Source organism: Dactylosporangium sp. NPDC006015 (genome assembly GCF_040614215.1).
GTDB classification, from domain to species: domain Bacteria; phylum Actinomycetota; class Actinomycetes; order Mycobacteriales; family Micromonosporaceae; genus Dactylosporangium; species Dactylosporangium maewongense.
In genome coordinates this window covers 25,880-37,260 of sequence record NZ_JBEXUD010000051.1, presented here as the reverse complement: position 1 = coordinate 37,260, position 11,381 = coordinate 25,880, and the positions used below count along the sequence as shown (strand labels likewise).

The 11,381-nt window shown below is 70.7% G+C and carries 11 protein-coding genes; 3 read left to right on the top strand and 8 right to left on the bottom strand.

Annotated features, from left to right (window positions below):
• Position 1: 1 nt before the first annotated feature.
• The 4 genes from ABZ321_RS48890 to ABZ321_RS48875 form a co-directional block, all read right to left on the bottom strand.
• Positions 2-1,297 (bottom strand): MFS transporter, encoded by a 1,296-nt coding sequence (locus tag ABZ321_RS48890; protein ID WP_344498977.1) that lies wholly within the window; start codon positions 1,295-1,297, stop codon positions 2-4.
• Positions 1,298-1,432: 135 nt separating this feature from the next.
• Entirely contained in the window at positions 1,433-1,936 is a 504-nt protein-coding gene (locus ABZ321_RS48885) for a YfbM family protein (protein ID WP_344498975.1), read from the bottom strand.
• Positions 1,937-1,958: 22 nt separating this feature from the next.
• Positions 1,959-3,617: an ATP-binding protein gene (locus tag ABZ321_RS48880; protein WP_354903248.1), complete on the bottom strand. Its 1,659-nt coding sequence runs from the start codon at positions 3,615-3,617 to the stop codon at positions 1,959-1,961.
• Between the two features lie 174 nt (positions 3,618-3,791).
• Positions 3,792-4,481, bottom strand: coding sequence for a response regulator transcription factor (locus ABZ321_RS48875; RefSeq protein ID WP_344498971.1), 690 nt, complete (start codon positions 4,479-4,481; stop codon positions 3,792-3,794).
• A gap of 114 nt (positions 4,482-4,595) precedes the next feature.
• Between ABZ321_RS48875 and asnB the strand changes: the two genes are divergently transcribed.
• Positions 4,596-6,458: an asparagine synthase (glutamine-hydrolyzing) gene (gene asnB, locus ABZ321_RS48870; RefSeq protein WP_354903247.1), complete on the top strand. Its 1,863-nt coding sequence runs from the start codon at positions 4,596-4,598 to the stop codon at positions 6,456-6,458.
• 19 nt (positions 6,459-6,477) lie between these two features.
• On the opposite strand, the gene ABZ321_RS48865 is transcribed toward asnB, so the two are convergent.
• Positions 6,478-7,044 (bottom strand): hypothetical protein, encoded by a 567-nt coding sequence (locus ABZ321_RS48865; RefSeq protein WP_354903246.1) that lies wholly within the window; start codon positions 7,042-7,044, stop codon positions 6,478-6,480.
• Between the two features lie 249 nt (positions 7,045-7,293).
• Here ABZ321_RS48865 and ABZ321_RS48860 point away from each other — a divergent pair, with 249 nt between their 5' ends.
• Positions 7,294-8,352, top strand: coding sequence for a hypothetical protein (locus ABZ321_RS48860; RefSeq protein ID WP_344498965.1), 1,059 nt, complete (start codon positions 7,294-7,296; stop codon positions 8,350-8,352).
• Complete coding sequence (locus tag ABZ321_RS48855) at positions 8,349-9,458, top strand: toll/interleukin-1 receptor domain-containing protein (RefSeq protein ID WP_354903244.1); 1,110 nt, start codon at positions 8,349-8,351, stop codon at positions 9,456-9,458. The genes ABZ321_RS48860 and ABZ321_RS48855 overlap by 4 nt, the downstream gene beginning before the upstream one ends.
• 199 nt (positions 9,459-9,657) lie before the next feature.
• Here the strand turns inward: ABZ321_RS48855 and ABZ321_RS48850 are convergent, their stop codons facing one another.
• The 3 genes from ABZ321_RS48850 to ABZ321_RS48840 all read right to left on the bottom strand — a co-directional run bounded on the left by ABZ321_RS48850 (position 9,658) and on the right by ABZ321_RS48840 (position 11,373).
• Positions 9,658-10,020 (bottom strand): tetratricopeptide repeat protein, encoded by a 363-nt coding sequence (locus ABZ321_RS48850; RefSeq protein ID WP_344498961.1) that lies wholly within the window; start codon positions 10,018-10,020, stop codon positions 9,658-9,660.
• A 36-nt stretch (positions 10,021-10,056) separates the two neighbouring features.
• Positions 10,057-10,884: a lysophospholipase gene (locus ABZ321_RS48845; RefSeq protein WP_354903242.1), complete on the bottom strand. Its 828-nt coding sequence runs from the start codon at positions 10,882-10,884 to the stop codon at positions 10,057-10,059.
• A 99-nt stretch (positions 10,885-10,983) separates the two neighbouring features.
• The gene (locus ABZ321_RS48840) at positions 10,984-11,373 is read right to left on the bottom strand and encodes a VOC family protein (protein ID WP_344498957.1); all 390 of its coding nucleotides are present in this window, start codon (positions 11,371-11,373) and stop codon (positions 10,984-10,986) included.
• Positions 11,374-11,381: the final 8 nt, after the last annotated feature.

The following is an 11,381-nucleotide window of genomic DNA, read 5'->3' as shown; positions in this document are numbered from 1 at the left end:
CTCAGACGGTCGTGGCGACCGGAACCGATTTTCCGCCCCGCAACGCGTACACGCCGGCGAGCGCCGTGCCGACGCAGAGCGCGGCGGCGCTGAGCCCGAGCGACCAGTGCACGCCGATCGCGGCGCCGAGCAGCCCGACGGTGAAGCCGCTGCCGGCCCGCAGCCCCTGCGCGGACACGCCGTAGACGCCGATGACCCTGCCCCGGTCGGCGGGCGGCGCGAGCAGCTGCACGACGGTCTGCCCGATCGACATCGACGCGAGGTTGGCCACGCCGCCGAGCAGCAGCAGCGCCACCGCCACGGGGTAGCTGGTGGTGATCGCGAAGCACAGGCTGGTGACGCCGTAGACGGCGGTGCTGATCACCGCGGCGAGGACCGTGGGCCTGATCCTGCCGGTCGCCTCGAGGAGGATCCCGCCGATGACCCCGCCGGCGCCGTTGGCGAAGAGCAGCACCCCGTACGCGAGGCTGGCCCCGTCGATGCCTTCGCCGCTGGCAGCGCTCGCTGTCCCGGCCGCTGCCCCGAGGTCGTGGGCGAAGATGGGCATCGCGGACTGCATCGACGCGCCGACGAAGAACGACCCCAGCCCGCCCAGGATGATCATGCTGACCAGCGTGTGGTTGCCGCCGACGGCCTTCAGCACCCGCACCGACTCCGTGAGCCCGACCCGCGCCCGCGGCACCCCGTGGTCGCGGGTGTGCCCGGTGAACTTGGTGCGGAACAGGAACAGCGTCAGCGGCAGGAAGAACAGCACGTTGACGAAGATCCCGGCGGTCGCCCCGAGCCCGAGCAGCAGCGCCGACCCGACGACCGGCCCGAACAGCACCCCGAGGCTGCGGAACGTGGCGTTGAGCCGGACCGCGCTGGGCAGGTCCTCGTCGCCGACGAAGTCGTGCAGCATCAGCTGCTCCCCCGGCCCCCACAGCGACCCGGCCAGCCCGTGCAGCACCAGCAGCACGCACGCGTGCCACACCTGCAGCGTCCCGGTCACGAACAGCACGCCCCACGCCACCGACACCGAGGCGAAGAGCAGCTGCGCGGCCTGGATGACCCGCCGGCAGTCGAACCGGTCCGCGAGCGACCCGAAGTACACGGAGAACAGCAGGAACGGCACCCAGTGACTGATCACCTGGAACCCCGACAACGCGGGCGAATGGAACTTCTCCCACAGCACCCAGTACGTGATGACGTGCTCGATGTTGTCGGCCATCATGGCCAGCGCGGCCCCGAACAGGTACGGCCGGCAGTCCTTGTTCCGCAACGCGGCGAACTTGCGCGGCGTCTGGACTGTGCTCATGCCCCTCAGCCTGTACCCGCCACCCCCGGCCGATCCGATCCGCTCACCCCGAAGTGATCACCGCCACGATGCTCCGCGTCGTCGCCGCCGTGCTCCCTGAGCGCCACCAGCAGCTCCGCGACCTCCCGGACCCGCTCACACGATGGCCAGGAGGACCGCCTGGCCGGCCGCGGCGGCGTCCGAGTAGAACGCCCGCAGCGCCGACAGCTGCGGCCCGACGAACCCGGCGAACTCCTCCGGGGCGATCCTCAAGTGATCCGGGTAGATGTCGGCGGCGGCCATCGCGGCCGGGTCGTAGCGGGCCACCAGCGCCCCGTCGTCGAGGTCGTCGAGGGCCGCGGACACCCTGCGGACCGTCGCCGCGTCGAGCAGCCTGGCGGGCCCGTACCCGCCGTCGCCGCCGATCTCGGTGCCGCCGAGGATCGCCTCGCCGACGCCCTCCGTGACCTGCCAGGCGGTGCCGGTGAGCGCGAAGTGCAGGACGTGCCAGGACCTGTCGAGATCAAGGTCGGGCTCGGGCATCTCCGCGTCGCCGTCGTCGAGGTCGCCGTAGAGCAGCTCGTCTACGGCCGCCGGATCGTTCAGCACGGCCCGCAGCTCCTGCACCGTGAGGTGCCGCCCGATCAGTTCCATCCCCATGCCGCCGATTCTGGCACTTCGGTCAATTCGTGGTCGGGAGGGCGAAGCGGAAGGTCGAGCCCTCGCCGAGGGTGCTCTCGACGGTGAGGTCGCCGGTGTGGTCGCGGACGATCTGGCGGGCGATGGTCAGGCCGAGGCCGCTGCCGCCGGTGGCGCGGTCGCGGGCGGGGTCGGCGCGCCAGAAGCGCTGGAAGACGAAGGGCAGGTCGGCGGGGGCGATGCCGCAGCCGGTGTCGCGGACCTCGACGGTGATGTGGTCGGCGTCGGGGAAGGCGCGCAGTGCCACGTGGCCGCCGCGGTCGGTGTACCGGATGGCGTTGCCGATCAGGTTGCCGAGGACCTGGCGGAGACGATCGTGGTCGGCGTGCACGGGCAGCGGGCCGGCGGTCTCCGCGGTCAGGCGGACGCCGGCGGCCTCGGCGACCGCGAGGTGCGCCACCCGGGCGGTGTCGACCAGGTCGGCCAGGTCGAAGTCGCAGCGGCGGTACGTGAGGTGCCCCGCCTCGGCCAGGGTCAGGTCCTGCAGGTCGTCGAGGATGCGGCGCTGCAGCTCGGCCTCGTCGTGCAGGGAGGCGAACAGCTCGCGGCTCGGCGGGACCAGGCCGTCCTGCAGCGCCTCGAGGTAGCCGAGCAGGTTGGACAGCGGGGTGCGCAGCTCGTGCGCGACGCTGGCGACGAGCCGGCGCTGGGCCTGCTCGGACGCCTCCAGCGCGGCCGCCATCCGGTTGAACGAGTCCGACAGCTGCCCGAGCTCGTCGCGGCCGCCCGAGGGCACGCGCGTGTCGAGGTGCCCGTCGGCGAGGCGCCGGGACGCGACGGTGAGGTCGCGGACGGGCAGGCTCACGTGCCGGGCGATGACGGCGGTGCCGAGGATGACGAGGATCAGCACGCCGCTGCCGGCGACGAGGCCGGGGCGGCTGATGAGGTTGGTGGCGTCGTCGGTGACGGCGCCGAGGTAGAGCTGCAGCGGCTCCGGGGTGAACGTCGCGACCCGCTCGCCGAACGCCTTGATCAGGCACTTCGCCTGGTCCTTCTCGGCTCGGCACTGCTTCACCGGCAGCTCGTCGTAGGGCTGCTCCGCCGCGCCGACGTCGCCGACCCGGGTGCCGCAGTCGTGGCTGTCCTCGACGCCGGTGGTGGCGTACGGGACGCCGAACTCGTTGAGGGTCACCGGCGGCGGGTCGATGTGCAGGTCGGTGAGGCAGCGCGCGAAGACGACCGTGCCGCGGAACAGGGCGATCTGCAGCAGCGTCTTCGTCTCGAGCTCGGTGATGCCGGTCTTCTGCTCGATGGGCGTCCGCGGGGCCCCGAGCAGCTCCGGCGGGAACTTGAGCGTCGGGCGGGAGTCGACGAGGGCGGGCGGGCTGACGACGGCCCGGGCGGCGCGGTTGGCGAGGTGGTCGCTGTCGACGGTGACCTGGCCGTACAGGTTGGTGAGCCGGATCCGCTGATGGTTGGCGATCGACAGCCGCTGCACGGTCTTGTCGACGCCCGCCCAGGTGCCGTGGCGCAGGGCGTACGCCTGGATCTCCGCGACCGTGGTGACCTCGTTGCGGGTCGAGGTCTCCTGCGACTGCGCGATCTCCAGGGCGGTCAGCCGGATGCTCAGCCACGCGGTGACCCCGATCGCGATCACCGCGACCAGCAGCACCAGCCCGAACACCCGAAAACGAAAGCTCATGCCGTCACCTCCGCTGCGCTCCGGCGCCGGCCTGAGCTCCACCCTGCAACGCTGGTTCGCAGCCCTCCGCTCCGCTCCGGCCCGCTCATGCCGTCACCTCCGCTGCGCTCCGGCGCCGGCCTGAGCTCCACCCTGCAACGCTGGTTCGCAGCCCTCCGCTCCGCTCCGGCCCGCTCACGCGGACTCGTTCAGCCGGTAGCCGCGGCCGTACACCGTCTGCACGTAGCGCGGCTCGGCCGGGTCGGACTCGATCTTGCGGCGCAGGTTGACGACGTGGGCGTCGACGGTGCGTTCGGAGACGTCGCGCTCGAAGCCGAAGACCCGGTTGATGATCTCGCCGCGGGTGAAGACACGGCCGGGCTCGCCGGCGAGCAGTTCCAGGATGCCGAACTCCTTCGCGGTCAGCACGACCACGGTGCCGTCGACACGGACCTCGAACCGGCCGGCGTCCACGACCAGGTCGCCGACCCGCAGCACCTGCTGGTGGCCGGGGCTGCCGATGCCGGAGCGGCGCAGCAGCGCCCGGACCCGGGCGGCGAGCTCCCGCGGGCTGACCGGCTTCGTCATGTAGTCGTCGGCGCCGAGGTCCAGGCCGAGCAGCAGGTCGTCCTCGGTCGAGCGGGCCGTGACCAGCAGGATCGCGACCGTCGACTCGGCCCGGATGATCCGGCACACGTCGAGGCCGTCGACCAGCGGCATCATGACGTCGAGGACCAGCAGGTCGGGCCGGCGCGACCGGCACTGTTCCAGGGCGAGCCGCCCGTTGGGGACGGTCAGGACGCTGTGGCCGTCCCGCTCCAGGTACAGGCGGATCAGTTCGGCCTGCTTCGGGTCGTCTTCGGCGACCAGGATCCGTGCGCTCATCGCCGATCATTGTCGCGCGCAGGATGTGAAGAACCTGCGAAACCTCGTTCGGGTTTCGATCCGGCGCACACTTCTTCATCAGTTCCCAACGACCGGCTCCGCACCATCACCGGCATGTGTGGATTCCTGGTCTTCATCAGCGCCTCCGGTGAGGTCGAGACCGACCGGCTCGCCGAGGCCCTCGACCTGCTGCGCCACCGCGGGCCCGACGAGACGACGCTGCACGTGGAGGACGGTGCCGCGTTCGGCTTCCAGCGGCTCGCCATCGTCGACGTCGCGCACGGCCGGCAGCCGGCGGTGTGGGGCTCGTGGACGGTCGTGTTCAACGGCGAGATCTACAACTACCTGGAGCTGCGCGCGGAGCTGGCCCGCGACCACGCGGCGGTCTTCGCCACCGAGGGGGAGGCGGAGGTCCTCGCGGCGGCGCTGCACCACTGGGGGCCGTCGGCGGTGCGCCGGCTGCGCGGGATGTTCGCGATCGTGGCGCTGGACCGGGCGACCGGCACGGTGCACGCGTTCCGGGACCCGTTCGGCATCAAGCCGCTGTACCACCTGACGACGCCCGACGGTCTCTACCTGGCGAGCGAGAAGAAGGCGCTGCTGCCCTTCGCCGGCACCGGGACCCGCGTCGACACGGCGGCCCTGTCGCATTACCTGACCCTGCAGTACGTTCCGGAGCCGGAGACGCTGCACCCGTCGGTGCGCCGGCTGCCCGCCGGCCATGCTTTGACAGTACATGCGAAAAAAACGGAAATAAGCGCATACTTTCGGCACTCGCTGCGGCCGGTGCAGCGGCCGGACGCGATCACGGCCGTCCGCGACGCGCTCAGGGACAGTGTGCACGCCCACCTGCAGGCGGAGGTGCCGCTGGGCGCGTTCCTGTCCAGCGGCATCGACTCCACCGCCGTCGTCGCGCTCGCCCGCGAGAAGCACCCGGACATCCACACGTACACCGTGGGCTTCGACGACGAACGCTACAGCGAGATCGAGGCGGCGTCGGAGACCGCGGCCGCGCTCGGCGTCCAGCTGACCGCGACCCTGGTCCACGACGCCGACGTGATCGCCGAGCTGCCGCGCATCGTCTGGCACCTCGACGACCCCGTCGCCGACCCCGCGATCGTGCCGCTGTGGTTCCTGGCCCGCACCGCCGCCCGCGACGTCACCGTCGTGCTGTCCGGGGAGGGCGCCGACGAGCTCTTCGCCGGCTACGAGATCTACCGGGAGCCGGCCGCGCTCGCCGGCGTCGCCGGGCTGCCCGCCCCGCTGCGCCGCGGCCTGCGCGCCGTGTCGGCGGCGCTGCCGGAGGGGGTGCGCGGCAAGAGCTTCCTGGAGCGGGCCACCACCCCGATCGACGAGCGCTACTACGGCAACGCCCGCATCTTCGGCACCGCGGAGAAGGCCCGCCTCATGCGCGGGCCGGCCGACCCGCACACGACGGTCACGGCGCCACTGTACGAGGCTGCCGCCCACCTCGACGACGTGGCCACCATGCAGTACGTCGACCTGCACACCTGGCTGCCCGGCGACATCCTCACCAAGGCCGACCGGATGTCGATGGCGCACTCGCTGGAGCTGCGGGTGCCGTTCCTGGACCGGGCCGTCTACGCCGCCGCCGCGCAGCTGCCGACGGCGTTGAAGCTGGCGAGGACGACGAAGTTCGCGCTGCGGGAGGCGATGCGCGGCATCGTGCCGAACGCGGTCGTCGACCGCCGCAAGCTCGGCTTCCCCACGCCGACCCGGGTCTGGCTGCGCGGCGAGATCGGCGTGTGGGCCGGCGACGTGTTCGCCGACGCCGCCGTCGACCACCTGCTCGACCTCAGCCACGTCCAGCGCCTCCTCGCGGCCCACCGCCGCGGCGACGCCGACCAATCCCGCAAGATCTGGACCGTGTTGATGTTCTGCCTCTGGTACGGCCAGCAGAACGCTCCGTCGCCCCGGCCCTGCTCCCGCTCTGAGCGCATCCGGCCCACGGTGTGAACCCGCGGCGTGCTGCGCGCTACAGCGTGTCGCCGACGGCGGCGGCGACGGCGCGCAGCCGCTCCTCGGTCAGCGGCACCGGCGGCGCGCCCGACGAGCCGGTCAGCGTGATGCCGAACAGCGAGCCGTTCGACCGTTTGGCGGCGGTCAGCACGCCGTCGGTGCCGTCCACGGAGTACATGCTCTGGTCGGCCAGGGACATGAGGAAGAGCGGGTCGTCGGCCCGCGCCCTGCCGTGCTGGACGCTCAGGTCGAGCCGGAGCCGCAGCCCTGGGTCGGACTCCACCAGGCAGCTGTAGGTCACGACCCCGCCCGCCTCCGCGCGTGGCCGTTCCGTGACCGCCGGCAACGGCGTCTCGAACAGCGTGGCGAGGGCCTGCCCGTCGACATGGCCGCAGGCGTCGCGCACCTCGGCGGCCGGCTTCGACGGGCGGGCCGCGTTGTCGTCCACGCTCAGGTTGTAGCTGCACGCGAACCCGAGCACGACCGCCGCGACCGTGAAGAGGACCTTCTGCCACGTCGGCCGCGCCCTCCGGCGCTCGCGCGCCGCCGCGATCCGCTCGGTGAGCAGTTCCCTGTCGATCACCGGTTCCTCCGCCGCGCCGTACCCCACCCAGACCCGGGCCGCGACCACTATGCGGTCATGACCGCCGCCCGTCAACGCGGTCCGCGAGAACCATGATCCGCATTCCGCCCATCGGCCACGCTTGAAGACCCATCGTGCGGCTCGACGAGGTCGCATCAACCGTTCGGATCTGCCGCCCGCCAGATCGACGAAGAACGACACCACAAGGGGATGAAATTCGGAGGGTCGGGAGGTGTCATACTCGCCGACGTGGATGCCGTCTCACAACCGCAGCACTTTGACACTCCGCGGCTGTCCGCCGCCGGGCGCGACGAACTCGCGCGACGATGGGCACTCACGTATGCCGCTTCAACCATGCATTTCGTGCGATGGAAAACGGTTCAATTCGAACGCTTCGAGGGCTCGGGTGAGTGGCGCCAGAAGCAGTTCGTCACGTATCACGGCCACCCGGGTAAACCACCGCTGAACATCGACGCGGCGGCACAGGAGCGGTTCGTCGAGCTCGTCGCACGGCAGCCCCCGCCGGACGACGCGGACAACGGCCTGGGCGAGCTGCTGATTCTCGGCGAGGAGGCGACCGTCACCGGCTGGGATCCGGATCGACCGGGTCGCACCACCATACTGAGGGCCGATCCGATCGACGGCACCAGCAGCCTGGCCCATTGCGGAGACGGATTCGCCACCGTGGTGACCGTCGAATCACGTAGGCAGCCCGGCGCGGATTGGAAGCACCTGGGCGGCGCCATCGTCCGCAGCGACGGCTTGACGGTTTCATGGTCACGCACCCAGGTCCAGGCACATCACGTGGTCCTGGACCTGTCGCGGCTGGACGCAGACAAGCGGCCCAACATCATCGACCTGGGCCCGATCCCACCGTTTGCCGCCGTCGAACTCGACGAGGACGTCCGGCAAGCCGTCGCGACGTCGGGCGCCAGCGTGGCCGCCCACAGCTCCAAACGCCGGGAGGCGCTGCGGGCCAAGTTCCCAGATCTCCAGGTGCTGTCGAACCACCTGGACTATCGGGCAGGAACGACGGCGGCCTGGCAACTCTGCAACGGAATGCTGGGATTCATTGTCGAGCTCAATGCGACGACGATCCATGACTCCGCCCACCTGCTTCCGTACACCCTCCTCGGTGGCAACATAGTGACGCACGAATACGAGCCGGTCCGGATCATAGAGCTCATTCAGGATCACGCGGACCCGACCAATTTGGAGAAGGTCGTCCCACCGTACATCGCGTTCACCGACCGTGAGTCGCTGGAGATCGTCAAGGCCGCGGCGAGAGCGGACGGCCGCTCGCGATGAACGCCCCGGGAACAGATGCGCCGAGCACAAGGATCTTCTGCAGCTACCGACGGGCGGATGACGCGGACCTGTTCAACGGTGTCGTGCGCAACCTCGTACGCGATCTACGGTCCTACTACAAGGCCGACACGGGCCAGACCTTGGAGATTTTCCTCGATCGCGACGAGCTGCGATGGGGTGACGATTTCGAGTCTGCGATATCGCAGGCGGTGCAGGACGCGGCGTTCTTCATGCCGATCATCACCGCGAACTACTTCGAGAGCGAGTGGTGCCGCAAAGAATTCTACGGGTTCTACAGCAAGGCCCAGTCGCTCGGCGTCGCCGAACTGATCCTCCCGGTGGTGCTCGCAGGCTCGCACCTGATCTCTTCGAGCGGATCCGACTCCATCGCCCGCATCATCGCGACCATCCAGCATTTCGACTGGTCGGACCCCTGGCAACAGGGAGCAGACTCGGCCGCTTGGCGGACGGCGATCACGCGAATGGTTCAACGCATCCGCGAACTTCAGGACAGCGCCGAAGCCCGCCTCACCGCGAACCTGCTCTCAGACAGCACAGCCGATTCCGCCGACCCGACGGACCATCAGGCCGGCGGCCGTCCCGCGGAGGGAGCGCGCGACCGCGAAACCGGTCAGGTGCTGAGCGAAGTCGTGGTCAGCTTCGCCGATGTCAGCAAGCTCGCCTCGGATGCGGTCGCACTGCTCGCCGCCATGGACGAGGGGCTGCGGCAGATTCCGAGCGACTCCGCGAACAGCCGCCTCGAGCGGGCACGGTTCAGCGCCGACTTCGGACCCAAGGCTGTCGCGTTGGACCGGCGAGCGGCAGACGCGGTGGGCCAGGCGCTCGACATCGATGTCCGCCTGCGGCGCATGTACTCGGAAGCGTCGGCCAACGGCCGGAGCTGGGGTTCCGAAGACCTGAAGCGAGAGATCCGTCAGGGCTCGCAGGCGGTCGGCTCGGCGATGGACGACCTCGTCCCGGTCAGTTCGGCCGCCAATCGCCTGCGAGGGCCCGGACTCAAGACGGTCAGCATCCCGATCAGCCGCCTGATCCAGTCCTTGCGAGACCTATCGCTGCTCATCGACCGATGGGAGACATGGCTGTGAGCAGCGGACGGCCTTGCCCGCCGATCGGGCGGGATCCGGTCCCGGCCTGGCTGCGCGGGTGGCACGACGGCAATGATGCCGCTGGAGCCGGACCGCGTGCCCACGGCACGCGATCCGACCACGGCAGGTAGGTGGATGCCGCGCAGGAGGTCTACCGGAGGCCGGACAGCACCCGCCGCACCGTCAATCGGTGACGGGGTCAGGGGGAGCAGGCGGACTCGACGCGGCGGACGGCGTCGGCGTAGTCGGGGACGGTGGACATCGCCGCGGCCAGGCGCAGGTAGGGCAGGGCCTCGCGGGGCTTGTTCTGCCGCTCCAGGGTGCGGCCCAGCAGGTGGTGGGCGTAGTGGTCGGTCGGGTCGCGGTCGACCAGGGCGCGCAGGTGCGTCTCGGCGCGGTGCAGCTGGGCCGAGGCGAAGTAGGCGCGGGCCAGCCACAGCCGGACCTCGGCGTTGCCCGGCTCCTGGTCCAGGACGGTGGCGAGGATCTTCGCGGCTTCGATCGGGTCGCCGGCGTCGAAGTAGAGGACTCCCCTGCGGTACTCGGTCATGACGTCGTCCATGGCAGGGATCAACTGCGCGAGGGCCCGGCGCATTCCTCAGTGGGTCTTCAGCCACCCGATCAGGTCGTCGAGGACGCGGTCCTGCTCGGGCTCGTTGAAGACCTCGTGGTGCAGGTCGTCGTAGATGTGCAGGGTGAGGTCCCGGGAGCCGGCCCGGTCCGCGATGAGGCGGCTGCCGGCCGGGTCGACGAGCTTGTCCGAGGCGCCGTGCAGGACCAGGGTCGGCAGGGTGAGCGACGGCAGGCGGCGCTGGAACACGGCCATCTGGGTGAGCATGGCGCCGCCGATGCCCGCGGGGACCTTGCCGTGGTAGACGAGCGGGTCGGCGTCGTAGGCGGCCACGACCGCCGGGTCCTTGGAGATGTACGCGGAGTTCAGCGCCTGGACGGGGGTCGCCGGCGCGATCCGGCCGAGGACCTTCGCGACGGCGATCGCCGGCTTGCCGATCCCGGAGCCGGGGACGACGGGCGTGCCGGACAGGGCGAGCGCGCGCAGCGACGCCTGGTGGTCCAGGGCGTAGGCGAGCGCGATCATGGCGCCCATGCTGTGCCCGATGAGGAACGGCGCCTGGCCGGGGTGACGGGCGGCGACCTCGCCGAAGAGCAGGTGCAGGTCGGCGGTGTACTCGTCGATGCTGCGCAGGTACATCCGCTTCCCGCCGGAGCGGCCGTGGCCGCGGTGGTCGGGCGCGTAGACGGCCAGGCCGAGCTCGCCGAGGCGGGCCACGACGTGGTCATACCGCCGGGCGTGCTCCCCCATGCCGTGGGAGAGCACGACGACCCCCTCGACGTTCGATGGCGTCCAGGCGTCGTAGACGATGCGGACCCCGCCGCCTCCGGTGAGGCTGTGCTCCTCGCGCTGCATTGCTGCATCGTCCGCCGAGCAAAGCCCTGAAGCAAGGGCGAACGCAACCCGCGAGTAACAAAGTCCCTGCGCCGCCCGCAAGAAACGGCGCAGGGACGATCAGGCGGCGGCGCGCTCGGCGGCGCTGCGCTCCACGCAGAACTCGTTGCCCTCGGGGTCGGCCAGGGTGACCCAGCCGGTGCCGTCGTCCTTGCGGAAGTCGGCGACCAGCGTGGCGCCCAGGCCGAGGATGCGCTGGACCTCCTCGTCCCTGGAGACGTCGGTGGGCTGCAGGTCGAGGTGGATGCGGTTCTTGCCGGTCTTGCCCTCCGGCACCTGGACGAACAGCATCCCCGTCGAGCCGTCCGGGGCGTTCAGCGCCGCCTCGGTGTGCTCCGGCAGGTTCGGGTCGTCGGGGTCCTCGCGGAACCCTGTGACGGCGGCCCAGAACAGGGACAGGTCGTAGCACTTGGCGCAGTCGACGGTGATGTGCCTGATTCGTACGGTCATGCACCCAC

Bases quoted from the DNA above. Each gene is read 5' to 3' on its own strand.
- ABZ321_RS48890 (WP_344498977.1), bottom strand. From the start codon at position 1,297: ATGAGCACAGTCCAGACGCCGCGCAAGTTCGCCGCGTTGCGGAACAAG.
- ABZ321_RS48885 (WP_344498975.1), bottom strand. From the start codon at position 1,936: ATGGGGATGGAACTGATCGGGCGGCACCTCACGGTGCAGGAGCTGCGG.
- ABZ321_RS48880 (WP_354903248.1), bottom strand. From the start codon at position 3,617: ATGAGCTTTCGTTTTCGGGTGTTCGGGCTGGTGCTGCTGGTCGCGGTG.
- ABZ321_RS48875 (WP_344498971.1), bottom strand. From the start codon at position 4,481: ATGAGCGCACGGATCCTGGTCGCCGAAGACGACCCGAAGCAGGCCGAA.
- asnB (WP_354903247.1), top strand. From the start codon at position 4,596: ATGTGTGGATTCCTGGTCTTCATCAGCGCCTCCGGTGAGGTCGAGACC.
- ABZ321_RS48855 (WP_354903244.1), top strand. From the start codon at position 8,349: ATGAACGCCCCGGGAACAGATGCGCCGAGCACAAGGATCTTCTGCAGC.
- ABZ321_RS48850 (WP_344498961.1), bottom strand. From the start codon at position 10,020: ATGGACGACGTCATGACCGAGTACCGCAGGGGAGTCCTCTACTTCGAC.
- ABZ321_RS48845 (WP_354903242.1), bottom strand. From the start codon at position 10,884: ATGCAGCGCGAGGAGCACAGCCTCACCGGAGGCGGCGGGGTCCGCATC.
- ABZ321_RS48840 (WP_344498957.1), bottom strand. From the start codon at position 11,373: ATGACCGTACGAATCAGGCACATCACCGTCGACTGCGCCAAGTGCTAC.